Below are 15,234 nucleotides of genomic sequence, written 5' to 3' on the forward strand. Positions count from 1 at the left end.
CTTGAGCACCAGCCGGCTGCTGTCGACCTTCATCAAGGCCGCGGTCGCCGCGTTCAGCACTTCCTGGCGCCGCGCCGGGTCGGTGACGCGCAGCACGTACAGGCCGTCGGTGTAGCTCAGGCGAAACGGCAGCAGCATCGCGTAGTCGATCTCGGCCAGGCCGCTGGCGGCGGTGGGCCGCGCCAGGGTCTCGACGATGCCGACCACGCGGGCGCCCACCGGCCCGGTGTACACGGTCTTGCCCAGCGCGTTCTGCCCCGGGAACATCTTTTCCGCGGTGGCGCGGTTGAGGATGATGGCGGTGCCCTTCTCCTGGATCCGCTTGTCGGTCTGCGCAGCTTCCAGATCCATGTACTCGTCGGGCGCGAAATCGCGACCGGCCACCAGCTTCAGGCCCAGGGTCTTCAGCGTGCCCTCCTCGGCCATGTACTGCGCCGCGTTGAGGGTGGGCCGCTCCTGGTCCGGGGTCAGCGACAGGCTGGTGTTCCAGGAGTAGTGCACGAACGGCACCTGGTTGAGCAGGGTGGCGTTACGCACGCCGGGTACGGCGCGCAACGCGGCCAGGTCCTCGCGGGTGCGCGCAGCGGCGTTGACCTGCTGGCCGATGCCGCCCAGCGAGATCGTCACCAGTTCCGACTCGGCGATGCCGCTGGGCCGGTGCAACGTCTCGATGCGGTTGCCGATCAGGAACAGCGCGTTGCACACGATCGCGCAGGCCAGGGCGATCTCCAGCACGATCAGCGCGGCGGCGGTCTTGTGCCGGCGCAGGGTGGACAGGATGGGGCGGATATCCATGGCGATGACCTTGTGAGAATGCGTGGAAGGCGCAGGGCGCGCAGGATCAGGACTTGAGCTGCAGGGCGGGGGCCACCTGGATGGCGCGCCACGACGGCAGCAGGCCGGCGAGCAGGCTGGCGCCCACCGCCATGGCGAAGGTCAGCGCCAGCATGCTCGGGTCCAGGTGCGCCAGCTTGGCGTAGCTGGCCGGCTGCTGGCGCACGGCCCACAGACCGAGCGTGGCCAGTCCCAGGCCGGCCACGCCGCCGGCCAGGCCGATGGCGCCGGCCTCCACCAGGCATTGCGCGAAGATCGCCCCGCGCGAGGCGCCCAGCGCGCGACGCACGCCGATCTCGCCGCTGCGGCGCAGGAACTTGGCCAGCAGCAGGCCGACGGTGTTGAGCAGGCACACCAGCAGGAAGCCCATCGCCAGCCACAGCTGCAGGCGCACGTCGCCGGGCACCACTTCGTTGTGGTCCAGCCACTGCATGACGTTGCGCAGGCGCACGTTGTTGGGGCGCTGGAAGCGGCCGGCGGCGCGCTGCTGGGCCGAATAGTTCTCGAGGTAGGCCTTGTAGTCGGCGGCCTGCGCCGGGCTTTCCAGTTCCACCCAGTACTGCACCCAGGTGCAGGGCGCATTGAGCGCGGTCTGGTCGCCGTTGCTGTCGCCGAAGCAGTTCATGCTGCCGTTGCGGTCCATCTTCAGGTCCATCGCCACAGAGAACGGCAGATAGGCCTGTTCGTCCGACCCATAGGTGTTGGTGACGTCGTAGAAGCGCGGCTTGGCCTCCCAGGTGTCGAGCACGCCGACGATGCGGAAGGTGTTCTGGTCCATGCGCAGTTCGCGGCCGACGCTGTCGGCGCCGTCGAACAGCTTCTCGTTGAGCTTCCGGCTGATGACCACCACGCGGTCGTGGCGCTCGTCTTCGGTGCCGGTCCAGCCGTGGCCGTACTGGAACGGCGTGTCGAACATCGGGAAGAAGTCCGCGGAGGTGAAACGCACTTCCGACTTGAACGGTTTCAGGCCGCTCTTGGTCGGTTCGATCGCCACGCTGCCACCGGTCATCAGCGCCTGGCGCTTGGCGCGCTTCTCGCGCAGCAGGGCCTCGGCATCGAAACGGGTGTTCTGCGAATCCGGTTCCTCGCCCGGCTGGTAGCCGGACTTGGGCTGCGCATCCACCTGCACGTAGAACAGGCGGTCGCTCTTCTGCGGGATCGGGTCGCCGGAGAGCACGTAGAACACGGTCAGCGTGGTCATGCTGGCGCCGATTCCCAGGGCGATGGCCAGCACCATCAGTGCGGTGAGGACGGTGTTGCGGCGGAAGCTGCGCAAGGCGAGGCGGACGTAGTAGCCGAACATGGGAGCTCCGGGGTCAGGCGCTGCGGGTAGCGGTGGCGGGCGGGACGGCAGCGGCGCGCAGGGCCGGGCCGAGGACGGCGAGCTGGCCGAGCAGCCACACCGCGACGATGCCGGTGAGCACGGTCGGCGAAGACAGCCGCTCCAGTTCGAAGCGCTGCATCAGCCACTGGTTCATGACGTAGGCGAGCACCGCGCCGAGCAGCGCGCCGGCGCCGACGATCAGCAGGTTCTCGGTCTGGAAGTAGCGCAGGATGTCGCCGCGGGTGGCGCCGAGCGCGCGGCGGATGCCGATCTGCCGGGTGCGCTGCTGCACCCAGAAACTGGCCAGGCCGCCGATGCCCAGCGCGGTGACGGTGAGCAGGATCAGGATGATCGCCAGCAGCATCCGCGCCACCGCACTGTCGCTCTTGAAGTAGTCGGTCCGCAGCTCCTGCATGGTGCTCACGCGCTGCTGCACGTAGGTCGGGTTGGCGCGCTGCATCGCCGCGGCCGCGCGCGGCAGCACCTGCGCCAGTTGCCCCGGCGTGCTGCGGATCACGTAGCCGCCGCCCCAGCCTTCGCTGCCGATGCGGATCTCGGTGAGCAGTGCATCGGCATCGTCGTCGTGGCCGGTGATGTCGCCGCGCACCGGCGCCATCACCCCGACGATGGCCAGGCGCACCGGCTGGTTGAAGGTGCTGGTGTAGAGGGTGCGCCCCAGCGGCGACGCGCCGGGGAACAGTTTCGCGGCCAGCGAGGGCGTGATCAGCGCCGGCAGGCGCCGCTCGATCTCCGGTGGCGCACCGAACAGGTCCGAGGCGCCGGTCAGCTCCGCATCGCGCAGGTCGCGACCGGCGACGATGCGGATGCCCAGCGTGCGGTTCAGGCCCTGGCTGCCGAGGAACAGGCGCGCACGGGCGACCGCTTGCGTGGCCTGCGGCTGCAGGAACAGTTGCGCCTGCGGCGGGCCCCATAGCGGCGGCGTGCCGAACGCCGCCGCTTCCACGCCGGGCACCGCCTGCAGCAGGTCCAGGCTGCGGCCGACGCTGCTGACGCTGCCCGGTTCGCCGACCACGCTGATGCTCTGGATCAGACCGATATCCTGTTCCATCACTCCGGTCGGGGTCTGCACGCGCTGGTAGGTGCGGGCGATGATGAACACCAGGTTGCACAGCACCGCCAGGGTCAGGGCGATCTGCAGCGCCATCAGCACCACCGCGGCGCGATGGCTGCCCAATGCGGACAGGATGGGACGCACGGGAGGCAGCGGGGTCATAGCGATTTCACCTGCAGGGCGGGGGCGATGCGCGAGGCGCGCCAGGCTGGCCACAGGCCGGCGGCCAGCGCCGAGAGCGTGGCCACGGCCAGGGCGATGCCGAGGATCGCGGGATCGGCATGCGCCTGCTGCGCGTACGCCACCGGTTGCTGGCGCACCAGCCACAGGCCGATCCAGGTCAGCGGGATGCCGAGCAGGCCGCCCAGGCAGCCGATCAGCGCCGATTCGGCCAGGCACTGCGCGAACACCGCGCGGCGGCTGGCGCCGAGCGCGCGGCGCACGCCGATCTCGCCGGCCTTGCGCATGAACTTGGCGACCAGCAGGCCGACCGCATTGAGCAGGCATACCAGCAGCACACCGAAGGCGATCCAGGTCTGCATGCGCACCGTGGCCGGCACCACCCGCTTGTAGTCCAGCCAGTCGACCAGGCCGCGCAGGCGGGTGTTGGGGGCGCGTTCGAAGCGGCCGAGCTGGCGCTGCTGCGCGCTGTAGGCCTCCAGCGCCGCGCGATAGCGCCGCGCCTGCTCCGGCGTGTCCAGCCGTGCCCAGTACTGCACCCAGGTGCACTGCGCGGCCTTGGGATCGTGCAGGCCGGCCTCGCCGTCCTTGCCCCAGCACTGCATCGGCCCGTAGCCATAGTCCTGCGGCAGGTCCAGCCAGGTCTCGAACGGCATGTACAGCGCTTCCGGCGGCGTGTACGCGCCGGAGTTGAGGTCGTAGAAGCGCGGCTGCGCATCCCACGCGTCGATCACCCCGATCACCCGGAACGGGCGGGTGGCGATGGTGAGGGTCTTGCCGACGCTGTCGGCGCCGCCGAACAACGCGTCGTTGAGTTTGCGGCTCAGCACCACCACCGGCGCGCGCTGGGTATCGTCGCGATGGCTCCAGCCGCTGCCGTACAGAAAGCGCATGCCGAACATGCCGAACAGGTCGGCCGTTGCGGCGCGCGTGGTGAGCATGCGCAGGGGGCTGTTGGGCACGGTCTGGCGCACCGGCAGCCAGTTCGCGCTGGTCATGGTCTGCGCTGGCGCCGCCTGCGCCCGGTACAGCGCGGTCGCGTCCTGCCAAGTCAGTTCGTCCGGCGGCTCGGGGTCGGCGCTGGGCAGGTTGCGCGGACGCGGATCCAGCTGCGGATGGAACAGCGTGGCGCTGCGCCCGGGCAGTGGGTCGCCGGAGAGCGTGTGCAGCACCGTCAGCATGGTCATCGAAGCGCCGATGCCGAGCGCCACGGCCAGCACCATCAGCCCGGTGAGGATGCGGTTGCGGCCGAAGCTGCGCAGCGCCAGGCGAAGGTAGTAAGCGAACATGCGGGCTCCGGGTCAGGCGCTGCGGGTGGCGATGGCGGGGGCGACGGCGGCGGCGCGCAGCGCCGGGCCGAGCACGGCGAGCTGGCCCAGCGCGCACAGCAGCAGCGCGCCGACCGGCAGGTAGCTGGCCGGCAACCGTTCCAGTTCGAAGACCCGCATCAGCAGCACGTTGCCGCCGTAGGCCAGCAGCATGCCCAGGGCCACGCCGGCGCCGACCAGCAGCAGATTCTCGGTCTGGAAATAACGCAGGATGTCGCGGCGGGTGGCGCCGAGCGCGCGGCGGATGCCGATCTGCTTGGTGCGCTGCTGCACCCAGAAGCTGGCCAGGCCGACGATGCCCAGCGCGGTGACCAGCAGCATCGCGACGATGATCGCGACCAGCAGCCCGGTCATCGCCCGGTCGCTCTGGAAATACGTCTGGCGCAGGTCGTCCAGCGGCTTGCTGTTGGCGTTGTCCAGCACCGCCTCGGGCACCGCCCGTGCCACCGCTGCGCGCGCCTGCGCCAACACCCGTGGCAAGTCGCGCGGATCGGCACGCAGCACATAGGTGCCGGACTGCGCGGCCTCGCGCACCGGGATCACCACCGACCAGTCGCTGCCGATCACGCCATCCTCGCTGCGGCCCGGATCGGGGCGCGCCAGGTGCTCCAGCGTACCGATCACGCGGAAATGGCCGCCGGACCAGAATTCCTTGCCCAGCGGATCCTGGCCCGGCCACAGGTGCGCGGCCAGCGCCCGCGTGATCCACACCCCGGCCGCGGTCGGGATGCCGTTGTCGAGCGGCTGGTAGTCCGCGTCGGCGAACGCGCGGCCGCTGTCCGGCTGCAGCGCCAGTGCCGCGACGGCGCCCGGGCTGACCATGTAGAAGTGCGGCACGCCGCCGACCTGGGCGCAGTCCTGGTCCAGGCACAGCCCGTTGTTGAACACCGGCGGCGCGAACGGGACGGTGTTGATGGCACCTGCCGCGCGCACGCCGGGCGTGCGGCGCACCGCATCCAGCGCGCGGGCGTTGACGTCGGCGGCGTTGCAGCCGTCGCAGCCGGACAGCGACACCAGGCCCAGCGCGGTCTCGTCGATGCCGCTGCGCAGGTGCACCAGCTCCAGACGATTGCCGATCAGGAAGAAGGCGTTGCACAGCACGGCGCAGGCAAGCGCCACTTCCAGCGCGATCAGCGCGGCGGCGATGCGATGGCGCGACAGCGCGCTGAGGATGGGCGTGATCTGCATGGTCGCGGGCCCCGGTTACAGACTCTTGAGTTGCATGGCCGGCGCGATACGGCTGGCGCGCAGGGCGGGGAACAGGCCGGCGGCGAGGCTGCAGGCGATCGCCAGGGCGAAGGTGCCGGCGAACGTGGTCGGATCCAGATGCGCCAGGTCGGCGTAGGCGGTGGGCTGCTGGCGCACGCTCCACAGGCCCAGCAGGGTCAGCAGCCAGCCGCCGGCGCCGCCGAGCAGGCCGATCACGCTGGCCTCGGTCAGGCACTGCGCGAAGATCGCGCGACGCGAGGCCCCCAGCGCGCGACGCACGCCGATCTCGCCGCCGCGGCGCAGGAACTTGGCCAGCAGCAGGCCGATGCTGTTGAACAGGCACAGGCCCAGAAACGCCAGCGCCAGCCAACTCTGCAGGCGCACGTCGCCCGGCACCACGCGGTTATGGTCCAGCCATTGCGGCAGCGACAGCAGGCGCGCGGTGTCGGCGCGGCCGATGCGCCCGGCGGCGTGCTGCTGCGCGGCGTAGTCGGCCAGCAGCCGGCGGTAGTCGGCGACCTTCGCCGGCGTGTCCAACTGCACCCACAACTGCAGCCACACGCACGGCGCGCTGCGCAGGTCCAGGTTGGCCTCGGGCTTGCTGAAACATGTCCACGGCTGGATGTGGCCGTCGTTGACCTCCAGGCTGCTGGACAGCGGCATGAACACGTCCTGCGGCCGTCCGTAGAAGCTGGCGGTATCGCCATGGGCGAAGCTGCCGCCGGCCAGCGTGTAGAACAGCGGCGACGGCCGCCACGGTGCCAGCACGCCGACGATGCGCACCGCCGTGCCGCGCACCAGCAGGCTGCGGCCGACGCTGTTGCGGCCCTGGAACAGCTTGGCGTTGAGGTCGGACGAGATCACCGCCACCCGCGCCCGGTCCTGGTCGTCGCGCGCGCGCCAGCCGCTGCCGTAGGCGAACGGCACCTGGAACATCGGGAAGAAATCGGCCTGGGTCATCAACAACTGGGTCATGAACGGCGGGGTGGCGCCGTCCGCCGCGTGCACCTTGATCTCGCTCTCGGCGACCATGGCCTGGCGATCGGCGCGCCCGCGCGTCCACAGGTCCATGGCCGAGGGGTAGTCGAGCTTGTCGAAAGGCTTCTGGTTGGCGCCGTTGCTGGGGCGCGGATCGAGTTGCGCGAAGAAGATCTGCTGGCTGCGCCCGGGCAAGGGATCGCCGGACAGCAACCGCATCACCGTCAGCGTGGTCATCGCCGCGCCGATGCCCACGGCGATGGACAGCACCATCAGCGCGGTGAGCACCGGGCTGCGGCGCAGGCTGCGTACTGCCAGTTGGATGTAGTAACGGAACATGGGGTCCTTGGCTCAGGCGCTGCGGGTGGCGGTGGCGGGCGGGATCGCGGCGGCGCGCCGCGCCGGCGACAACACCGCGCATTGGCCTAGCAGCAACAGGGCGAGCAAGCCGATCGGCAGGCAGGCGGCGGGCAGCCGCGGCAGCTCGTAGTGCTGCATCAACCAGAGATTGGCGATGTAGGCCAATGGCATGCCCAGGACCACGCCGCTGCCGATGACCACCAGGTTTTCCAGCAGGAAATGCCGCAGGATCTGGCCGCGGCTGGCGCCCAGGGCGCGGCGGATGCCGATCTGCCGGGTCCGCTGCTGGATCCAGAAACCGCTGAGACTGGCGATGCCGATCAGGGTGATGAGGGTGACCACCGCACTGGCGGTGCCGAACAGCCACACTGCGGCGCGGCGCGGCTGGAGCCGTTCGTTGCGCTGGGATTCGTAGTCGTTCGCACGGATCGTGATCCCGCGCAGCAGCGCGTCGCCGAACAACTGCTGCAGACGTTGCGGGATCTCGGCCATCACGGCCGCGCGCCGCTCCGGCGCGGTCCTCACCGCGTAGGTCAGGATCGGCGTCCCGGTGACTGTGCCCGCCGTCAGCATCGTGTACTCGGCCTTGCCGTCGTCCAGCGCGTCGAGCTGGTAGCGCAGCAGGTGGCGGACGATGCCGACCACGACGAAACGCTTGGTCGCGTTCGCCTGTCCGTTGGTGAGCACGCCGCCCAGCGCCGGGCGCGAGCCGAACAGCCGCTGCGCCAGCGCCTGGGTGAGGATGACCGCGGTGGTGCGGTCGGACGCGGTCGCGGCGGGCAGGTCGCCGACCCGCATTTCGTCGGCGCTGAAGTTGCGTCCGGCCACCAGGTCCAGGCCCAACGCATCGATCAGGTCGTCGCCGACCAGCAGGCTCACGCGCTCGGTCGCCGCAGGGCCGGCGACGCGGCCGACCATGACCATGGAGGAACTCATTGGCAGGCCGATCGTCGGCGAGACCGCGGTGACTCCGGGGATGCGGCGCAGCGTGTCGGTGCCGGCGCGGATCTGCGGCGCTTTCCAGCCGCCTTGGCCATTGATCACCTGGTCGACCAGGATGACCTCATCGCGGGCGATGCCGTCCGGGACCAGCATCGGCGCCAGCTTCTGCCACAGCAGGAACAGCACGTTGGTCAGGATCGCGCAGGCCAGGACGGTCTGCACGATCACCAGCAGCGGCATCAGCGGATGCCGCAACAGGGGTGAGAGATAGGGGCGCAGTGGCATCGACGGGCCCTCAGAGGCTTTTCACTTGCAGCGCCGGTTGCAGCAACGCTGCACGCCACGCCGGGAGCAGGCCGACCAGCAGGCCGGTGCCGATCGCCAGCGCCACCATCGCCAGGAACAGGCTGGGCTGGAAGCGTGCCAGGTCACTGTAGGTCTCCGCCTGCATGCGCACGATCCACAGGCCGAACAGCGTGGCCGGCAATGCCAGCACGCCGCCCAACAGGCCGATCGCGCCGGCTTCGGTCAGGCAGCGGACGAACACCGCCGCGCGCGGGGCGCCCAGGACCCGGTGCACGCCGAATTCGGCGGAGCGGCGCAGGAAACGTGCGGCCAGCAGGCCGGCGACATTGACGATGCACAGCCCGAGCAGCGCGAGCGCCAGCCAGACGTTCAGGCGCACGCTGTCCGGGACCACGCGGTTGCGCGCAAGCCACTCGGCCACGCCGTACAAGGCGACCTGCGGCGCGCGCTGGAAAACCCCATCGGCATGGCGCGCTTGCGCGAACGCGGACAGCGCATCGCGGTAGGCGTTTACCTGCACGGGGGTGGACAACTGCGCCCAGAGCATCAGCCAGCGGCAGGCACCGAGGTCGAGTTCGTTGAAGCGCACGCCGGCGTGGCCGGTGTCGTCGCAGTCCTGGACGAATCCCGGCTTGGCGTCCGCGTCCAGGGCCGCCCGTGCCGGAACGAACACCTCCAGCGGATACTGCTGCCAGGCCGCTTCCGGCCCATTGAGGAAGTAGAAGGCCGGGCGCGGTCTCCAGTCGTCGCTGATGCCGACGACCTGGAACAGCTGCTTGCCCAGTCGGATCTGCCGGCCGACGCCGTTCTCGCTGCCCAGCAGCTTCAGGCTGAGCGCGTGGCTGATGATGGCCACCGGCGCACGGTTGCGTTCTTCTGCGTCCGTCCAGTAGCGGCCGGACCGCAGCGGCAGGCCGAACAGCGCCGGCATCGGTCCCAGCGCGCTGATCGCGTAGGCCTGCTGGTGGCGCGTGCGTGCCTGGTCGCTCACGTCGAACGTGCTCAGCGTAAGCGCCGCCTGCCGCACCTGCGGCAGCGTAGCCATGAATGCCGTGGCATCGTCCAGCTTCCACAGCGCCTGAGGCGGCTCGCCAGCGTCGGGGTCGTCCTGGCGGGCGATCTGCCGCGAGTCCACCCAGCCCAGGTACAGCTGCTGGCTGAGGCCGGGCAGTGGATCGGCGGACAGCATCGCCTGCAAGGTCAGCATCGTCATCACCGATGCCAGGCCCAGGGCGAGCGTGATCACGGCGAGCAACACCGTGCGCGGATGCCGACGCATTCCACGCAATCCCAGTTCCACGGCATACGGCAGCGACATGGCAGGGCCTGTCTCAGCGGTGATCGTTGGCGGACGCCGCCGCCGCGCCGCCCTGCACCAGCACCGGCTCGCGCTGCAGGTCGGTGGCCTGGCCGTCGACGATGTGCACGTTGCGCTGCGCGCGCGCGGCCAGTTCCGGGTCGTGGGTGACCATGACGATGGTCGAGCCCTGCGCGTTGATCTCCTCCAGCAGTTCCATCACCCCGCGCGCCATCTGCGAGTCGAGGTTGCCGGTCGGTTCGTCGGCCAGCAGCAGGCGCGGGCTGCCGGCCAGGGCGCGGGCGATCGCCGCGCGCTGCTGCTGGCCGCCCGAAAGTTCGGACGGATAGTGCTTCATGCGCGAGCCCAGCCCGACCCGGCTCAGCGCCTCCTCGATGCGCTGCTTGCGCTCGGCCGCGCCCATGCCGCGGTAGCGCAGCGGCACGTCGACGTTGTCGAACAGGTTGAGGTCGGGGATCAGGTTGAAGCCCTGGAAGATGAAGCCGATCTTCTGGTTGCGCATGCGCGAGCGCGCATCGTCGTTGAGGTTGCTGACGTCCTGGCCGTCGAGCAGGTACTGGCCGCTGGTGAAGGTTTCCAGCAACCCCGCGATGTTGAGGAAGGTGGTCTTGCCCGAACCCGACGGCCCGGTGACGGCGACGAACTCGCCCTCGCGGACATGCAGGTCCAGCGAGCGCAACGCATGCGTCTCGACCTGTTCGGTGCGGAAGACCTTGGAGACGGAGCGCATTTCGAGCATGGCGTGAGTTCCTGTGGTGGTGGAGCGGGGATTGGGGATTAGGGATGTCGAGATTCGAAGCGGCGGCCAGGAGAAGAAAACGAGAGGGGCTTACCAATCCCCATTCCCGATTCCCGGCTCCTAATGCACCGTCACCTGCGGCGCATCGCCGAACAGGTCGCTGCCGGAGACCACGACCCGGTCGCCCGGCTGCAGACCCGAGCGCACTTCGACTTCGCCCAGGCTGGTGACGCCGAGTTCGACCGGGCGGCGCACCGCCGAGTCGCCGTCCATGACGTAGGCGTAGCGGCCGCCGGACTGTTCGACGAACGGGCCGCGCTCGAGCTTGAGCACGTTCTTGCGAGTATCCAGCAGCACCCGCGCGCTCATGCGCTGGCTCTGGCGCAGGCCCGGCGGCTGCTTGTCGGTGAAGCGGATGCGCGCGTTGACCTCGCCGTTGACCACTTCCGGCGACACCGCCGAGATCGCGCCGGCGAACGGTTCGCCGGCACCGCTGGTCAACTGCGCCGGCATGCCGATCGCCAGGTCGCGGGCGAAGCTTTCCGGCACCTTGATCTCCAGTTCGAACTTGGAGAGGTCGACCACGCTCAGCACCGGCGCGTTGGCGGCGACGTTGGTGTGCTGCGAGACCTGCACCTGGCCGACCTGGCCGTCGAACGGCGAGCGCAGGGTCAGCAGGTCGACCTGGCGCTGCACCTCGGCCACCACCGCGCGCTGGCGCTCGGCGAGCAGGCGCTTGTTGCGCGCGTCCAGCGAGGCGCCCTGCGCCTGCAGGCCGGAATCCTTCTGCGCATGGCTCATCGCGATGTCGGCCTTCTTCAGGGTGTCCTGGGCCTTGGCCAGCTCCACCGCCGGCACCGCGCCGCCTTCATAGCCGCGCTGGTAGCGCTCCAGGTCGCGGCTGGCCGCCTGCCGCTCGATCTGTGCCTGGTCGATCAGCTTGCTGGCGTTGGCGCGGGCCAGGGTCGCGTCCAGGTCGGCACGACCGGCCTCGGCCTGCAGGCCGGCCAGGGTGGCTTCTTCCTGGGCGAGCTTGCTGCGCAGTTCCGGGCTGTCGATCTCGGCCAGCTCCTGGCCCTGCTTGACCACGTCGCCGGCGACCACCTTCAGGGTCACCGTGCCGCCAGAGATCGCGTACAGGGTCGGGCTGTTGGCGGCGATCAGGCGGCCGTCGGCGGAGATGTCGCGGACCAGGTCGCCGCGGGTCACCGTGGCGATGCGCACCCGCTGCGCGTCGAACGAGCGGCTGCCGGCGATCCAGCCGCGCGCGGCGAAGGCGATGCCCAGCAGCACCAGCGCGGCGATCAGCCCGGGCCACAGCCAGCGGCGCCAGGCCGCGGAGCGGGGGCGGGCGAGAACCTGGTCCTGGGCGGAGGTGTCACGGATCATCGGACGGTCGCAGCGGTGAGGATGGGGACTTCACAGCACGATGCGTGCCAACTGCAAGTCGTTGAATTGTATGGGTGCGGACGGCGCGGACAGGTGTCCGGGTGTCCGCGGACACGTTCGCGGACACCAGGGTGGGGCATGCTCGGGAATGGGTGACACGCCCTGTGTCCGGCAGCGGACAGCGGCGAGACATTCAGCGGACTTCGCTAGAATGGCGGACTTTTCGGCGAAGGGCGTGGCTATGTGCGGTATCGTCGGTGCGATCGCGGATCGCGATGTGGTTCCGGTCCTGATCGAGGGGCTCAAGCGCCTGGAATACCGGGGCTACGACTCGGCCGGCATCGCCGCCATCGCCGACGGGCAGGTCCGCCGCGTGCGCCGTACCGGCCGCGTGTCCGAGACCGAGAGCGCCGCGCTGGCCGAAGGCCTGCACGCGCCGCTGGGGATCGGCCACACCCGCTGGGCGACCCATGGCGGCGTCACCGAGGCCAATGCGCACCCGCACGTCAGTCATGGCGACCTGGCGCTGGTCCACAACGGCATCATCGAGAACCACGAGCAGCAGCGCGAGCGCCTGACCGCGCTGGGCTACGTGTTCGAATCGCAGACCGATACCGAGGTCATCGCCCACCTGATCCACCACTACATCGCCCAGGGCCGCGACCTGCTCGGCGCGCTGCAGGCGGCGGTGAAGGAGCTGACCGGCGCCTATGCCGTGGCCGCGGTGAGCAAGTCGCGTCCGGACCTGCTGGTGTGCGCGCGCATGGGCTGCCCGCTGCTGATCGGCCTGGGCGAGGGCGAGAACTTCATCGCCTCGGATGTCTCGGCGGTGATCCAGGCCACGCGCCGGGTGATCTTCCTGGAAGAGGGCGACACCGCCGAACTGCGCCGCGATGGCGTGCAGGTGTACGACGCGCAGGACCAGCCGGTGCAGCGCGAGCCGCACGTGTCCGACGTGTCGCTGGCCTCGCTGGAGCTGGGCCCGTACCGCCACTTCATGCAGAAGGAGATCCACGAGCAGCCGCGCGCGCTGGCCGACACGCTGGAGGCGCTGTTCGACGCAGGCGGCTTCGACATCACGCTGTTCGGCAGCAAGGCCGAGGCGCTGCTGGCCGACGTGGACGGCGTGCAGATCCTGGCCTGCGGCACCAGCTACTACGCCGGGCTGACCGCGCGCTACTGGATCGAGGGCATCGCCGGGCTGCCGTGCAGCGTGGAGATCGCCAGCGAGTACCGCTACCGCGATGCCTGCGCCAATCCGCGGCAGCTGATCGTGACCATCTCCCAATCCGGCGAAACCCTGGACACGATGGAGGCGCTCAAGTACGCCAAGGCGCTGGGCCATACCAAGACCCTGTCGATCTGCAACGTGCCCGAGAGCGCGATCCCGCGCGCCAGTGCGATGGTGCTGTACACCCGCGCTGGCGCCGAGGTCGGCGTGGCCTCGACCAAGGCCTTCACCACCCAGTTGGCGGCGCTGTTCCAGCTTACCTGCGTGCTGGCCAAGCGCCGCGGGCGGCTGAGCGCCGAACAGGAGGCCGAGTACCTGGAGCAGCTGCGCTACCTGCCCGGCAGCGTGCAGCACGTGCTCAACCTGGAACCGCAGATCGCGGTGTGGGCCGAGCGCTTCGCCGACAAGCACAACGCGCTGTTCCTCGGCCGCGGCCTGCACTACCCGATCGCATTAGAAGGCGCGCTCAAGCTCAAGGAGATCACCTACATCCACGCCGAGGGCTATCCGGCCGGCGAGCTCAAGCACGGCCCGCTGGCGCTGGTCGACGCCAACATGCCGGTGGTGGTGATCGCGCCCAACGACACCTTGCTGGAGAAGGTGAAGTCGAACATGCAGGAAGTGCGCGCGCGCGGCGGCGAGCTGTTCGTGTTCGCCGACCAGGACAGCAACTTCAACGCGTCCGAAGGCGTGCACGTGATCCGTACGCCGCGCCACGCCGGCGTGCTCAGCCCGGTGCTGCACACCGTGCCGGTGCAGTTGCTGGCCTACCACACCGCGCTGGCGCGCGGCACCGACGTGGACAAGCCGCGCAACCTGGCCAAGTCGGTGACGGTGGAGTAAGTCGCCGCACCGCTGGCTTGGCAGGCGCCATGGCCGGCTGCCAGCGCATTGGTCCGGGTTATGCATAAGCTTCCTGCGAGGGTTCCCACCACGCAGGAGGACGCATGTACGAGTCTTTCAGACAGGGGGCGCCGGCCGAGCTGTGGCAGGCGCTGGTGCACGAGGCCGGGCAGCGCCTGGGCCGGCCGCTGGACGAATCGCGCGAGCACTATCTGGTGTTCGTGTTGCTGCGCTACCAGCGCGACGCGCAGTTGCTGGCGCGCATCCAGGCCCTTGCGTGGTTGCATGCGCAGGAGCAGGTGGGGCGTGCGCGTGCCGACGCCTTGCGCGAGGTCGGCGACGGTTGCCTGCTGATCGCCGGGCTGTTCCCTGGCGTGGCGGCGCGACGTCGGGTCAGCGTGGACTACTTCATCGATCTGGGCCGCGGCGCCTATGCCGAAGTCGCCGAGAGCCGCGACAGCGACGCGGGGCTGTTCGCGCAGCTCGCGCGCAGCTACCGCGAACTGGTCGGCACGCTGGGGGCGCTGCGCCCGCCGCGGCACGAGGTGGCGGGGTTGCAGGCGGCGCTGCACGCCTAGCTGAAGCGTTCTTGCGGGAGCCGTGTTGTAGCAGCGGCTTCGGCCGTGGCGGGCATTGCCATGACGCCTGTCGTGGCCGATCCTGGAAACCGACAGCGCCGCGCCTGCTGGAGACGGCCGCACCGGCGCGCGCGGACGCGTCCAGGCCATCCAGCGCGCTCGCCCGCAGGCGCGGGCGCCCCTGGCATCGGCCCGCTGGCTACCGCACCGACGAAGGGGGCGACGACGCGTCCTGCTGCAGTTGCTGTTGGCCATCGGGTACCGCCATCAGCACGCCCGCGATGGCGCCGACGTCGGCGATGAGGCGCTCGGCGGTCTTCCCGGTCGGGACCCCCAACACGATGGCGCCGACGGGGTCGAGCGTGTACAGCAGCGGGGCATGCCAGCCCGCCGCCGCCGCGCTGATGCGGCGCTTGGTCTGCTCGACGTCGCCGCTGCGATCGAAGTAGACGATCACTGCCCTGGCCGCGTTGGCGTCCTGCCCGTCGGCAGCCGCGTGGGTGCCGTCCGGCAGCAGAGGGCGTTGCTGCATGGCGGTCGAACATGCGCAAGCGGCGAGCACGGCCAGGCAGGCGATGCCTGCCAGGCCGAGCCACCGGCGGG

The 15,234-nt window shown here is 70.2% G+C and carries 13 protein-coding genes; 2 read left to right on the top strand and 11 right to left on the bottom strand.

The window, feature by feature from the left end:
* The 10 genes from D183_RS0118495 to D183_RS0118540 all read right to left on the bottom strand — a co-directional run.
* A partial coding sequence (locus tag D183_RS0118495; protein ID WP_017910309.1) for an ABC transporter permease occupies window positions 1-795 on the bottom strand: 795 nt, incomplete at its 3' end.
* Between the two features lie 46 nt (window positions 796-841).
* Window positions 842-2,137, bottom strand: a complete 1,296-nt coding sequence (locus D183_RS0118500) for an ABC transporter permease (RefSeq protein ID WP_017910310.1) — start codon at window positions 2,135-2,137, stop codon at window positions 842-844.
* A gap of 13 nt (window positions 2,138-2,150) precedes the next feature.
* Window positions 2,151-3,374 carry an ABC transporter permease gene (locus D183_RS0118505; protein ID WP_232757308.1) on the bottom strand — a complete coding sequence of 408 codons (1,224 nt, stop codon included), beginning with the start codon at window positions 3,372-3,374 and terminating at the stop codon, window positions 2,151-2,153.
* 14 nt (window positions 3,375-3,388) lie between these two features.
* Window positions 3,389-4,699, bottom strand: a complete 1,311-nt coding sequence (locus tag D183_RS0118510) for an ABC transporter permease (RefSeq protein WP_017910312.1) — start codon at window positions 4,697-4,699, stop codon at window positions 3,389-3,391.
* A 12-nt stretch (window positions 4,700-4,711) separates the two neighbouring features.
* The gene (locus D183_RS0118515; protein WP_017910313.1) at window positions 4,712-5,926 is read right to left on the bottom strand and encodes an ABC transporter permease; all 1,215 of its coding nucleotides are present in this window, start codon (window positions 5,924-5,926) and stop codon (window positions 4,712-4,714) included.
* Between the two features lie 15 nt (window positions 5,927-5,941).
* Entirely contained in the window at window positions 5,942-7,264 is a 1,323-nt protein-coding gene (locus D183_RS0118520; protein ID WP_017910314.1) for an ABC transporter permease, read from the bottom strand.
* A 12-nt stretch (window positions 7,265-7,276) separates the two neighbouring features.
* On the bottom strand, window positions 7,277-8,512 hold the full coding sequence (locus D183_RS0118525; protein WP_026144633.1) for an ABC transporter permease: 1,236 nt from the start codon (window positions 8,510-8,512) through the stop codon (window positions 7,277-7,279).
* 10 nt (window positions 8,513-8,522) lie between these two features.
* Window positions 8,523-9,851 carry an ABC transporter permease gene (locus tag D183_RS0118530; RefSeq protein ID WP_039728603.1) on the bottom strand — a complete coding sequence of 443 codons (1,329 nt, stop codon included), beginning with the start codon at window positions 9,849-9,851 and terminating at the stop codon, window positions 8,523-8,525.
* A gap of 13 nt (window positions 9,852-9,864) precedes the next feature.
* Window positions 9,865-10,590: an ABC transporter ATP-binding protein gene (locus D183_RS0118535; protein WP_017910317.1), complete on the bottom strand. Its 726-nt coding sequence runs from the start codon at window positions 10,588-10,590 to the stop codon at window positions 9,865-9,867.
* Window positions 10,591-10,710: 120 nt separating this feature from the next.
* Window positions 10,711-11,979 carry an efflux RND transporter periplasmic adaptor subunit gene (locus D183_RS0118540; protein WP_017910318.1) on the bottom strand — a complete coding sequence of 423 codons (1,269 nt, stop codon included), beginning with the start codon at window positions 11,977-11,979 and terminating at the stop codon, window positions 10,711-10,713.
* Window positions 11,980-12,220: 241 nt separating this feature from the next.
* Between D183_RS0118540 and glmS the strand changes: the two genes are divergently transcribed.
* Window positions 12,221-14,053, top strand: coding sequence for a glutamine--fructose-6-phosphate transaminase (isomerizing) (glmS, locus tag D183_RS0118545; protein WP_017910319.1), 1,833 nt, complete (start codon window positions 12,221-12,223; stop codon window positions 14,051-14,053).
* Window positions 14,054-14,157: 104 nt separating this feature from the next.
* Window positions 14,158-14,631 carry a hypothetical protein gene (locus D183_RS0118550; protein ID WP_017910320.1) on the top strand — a complete coding sequence of 158 codons (474 nt, stop codon included), beginning with the start codon at window positions 14,158-14,160 and terminating at the stop codon, window positions 14,629-14,631.
* A 199-nt stretch (window positions 14,632-14,830) separates the two neighbouring features.
* Here D183_RS0118550 and D183_RS0118555 read toward each other — a convergent pair.
* Window positions 14,831-15,234 (bottom strand): hypothetical protein (locus D183_RS0118555; RefSeq protein WP_026144635.1); only part of this gene is annotated, 404 nt, incomplete at its 5' end.

Source organism: Xanthomonas sp. SHU 199 (assembly GCF_000364665.1).
In the GTDB taxonomy this organism is placed as follows: Bacteria; Pseudomonadota; Gammaproteobacteria; order Xanthomonadales; family Xanthomonadaceae; genus Xanthomonas_A; species Xanthomonas_A sontii.